The sequence below is a fragment of the Hymenobacter profundi genome (assembly GCF_019334315.1).
Classification (GTDB): Bacteria; Bacteroidota; Bacteroidia; order Cytophagales; family Hymenobacteraceae; genus Hymenobacter; species Hymenobacter profundi.
This window is the reverse complement of record NZ_JAHWGL010000201.1, coordinates 1-1302: the sequence shown is the minus strand read 5'-3', so window position 1 is coordinate 1302 and position 1302 is coordinate 1. Positions and strand designations below refer to the sequence as shown.

Annotated in this window: 1 protein-coding gene; it reads left to right on the top strand. The window is 64.5% G+C overall.

The window, feature by feature from the left end; translation table 11 throughout:
* Window positions 1-24 precede the first annotated feature (24 nt).
* Window positions 25-1302, top strand: a 1278-nt coding sequence (locus tag KYK14_RS21870; RefSeq protein ID WP_246601983.1) for a DUF5689 domain-containing protein, incomplete at its 3' end; no start/stop codon positions are given.

Genomic DNA, 1302 nt, shown 5'->3' with positions numbered 1-1302 from the left:
AGCCATCAGCTAACAGCTCAAAACATGAAACGCACCCTACCATTCGCTCTGCTGCTCAGCGCTTTCGCGCTAGGCGGCTGCCTCGAAGACAACCCTGACTACGCCGCCGGCATCCCCAGCCCAACCATCTCCATTGCCGATGTGCGTAACCTCTACAAAGGCACCGACGTGCTGCTCGACAACGGCAACCTGTCCGGTGCCCGCCAGATTGCGGGCCTCGTGATTTCCGACGCCAGCGGCCGCAACGTGCCCGGTGGCCCCCAGGCCATAGTGGTGCAAAACCGCCGCAAGGGCCAGGTGCGCGGCTTGGTGCTGCCCATGCCGGAAAGCGCTTCCCTCAACTACGCCGTGGGCGACTCGGTGGTGGTGGATATCAGCGGGGCTACCCTCACTAGCCAGAGCGGCGGCCTGCGGATTACGGGCCTGTCGCCGGCCAACATCACCAAAGTAAGTAGCGGCAATAAGCCGGTGGTGCAGGCGGCTACCATCGAGGCTCTGCGCGCCTCGCCTGGCACCTACGAGGCCACGCTGGTGCGCGTCACGGGTGGAAACATCACGCCCGCGCCTACCGGGGGCGTCACCTACAGCGGCGACAAAAACCTGGTAGACGGCTCCGGCAACCTATTGGTACTCCACACCGAGGCCGCGGCCGCGTTTGCCAGTCGCCGGGTGCCGGCCAGCGCCACCTTCCAGGGCATTCCGGTGGCGGTTACCGGTGCCGATGGGCAGCCCCTACCCCAGTTGTGGCTGCGCACCATTGCCGACGCCATCGACCCCAGCGGCCCCGTGTATGCGGGCTTTCCCGAGAGCTTCGAGGGAGTGCCGCAGAGCACCAAGGGCAGCTACAACATGAACACCGCCGCCGTGCCCGACAACACCGTGACCTTCGGCACCGGCCCCTGGAAGCTCTACCAGACCATTCTGGGCAATACCGCCGGCCGCGACCGATACACCGGCACCCAGGGCCTGCGCATGCAGCAAAACCTAACCGTGCCGGCCGTGGCCGAAATGAAGTTCGACCTACCCAACGGGGCCAGCAAAGTGACCCTCCTCTACGGCGCCTACTACAACGACGCTTCCAGCTCCTGGATGCTGGAATACTCGCAGGACCAGGGTGCTACCTGGCAGCAAACCGGCCCTACCATCACCGACGCCGGTAGCTGGCAGCACTCCATCACCTTCCTGATGAACATAGAAGGGCCGGTGCGCTTCCGCATCAACAAGCTCGGTCTGGGCACCAGCGCCCCGCCCGCCATCCTGAATGGGCGTTTGGGGCTGGATGACATTGCCATTTACGAAAAC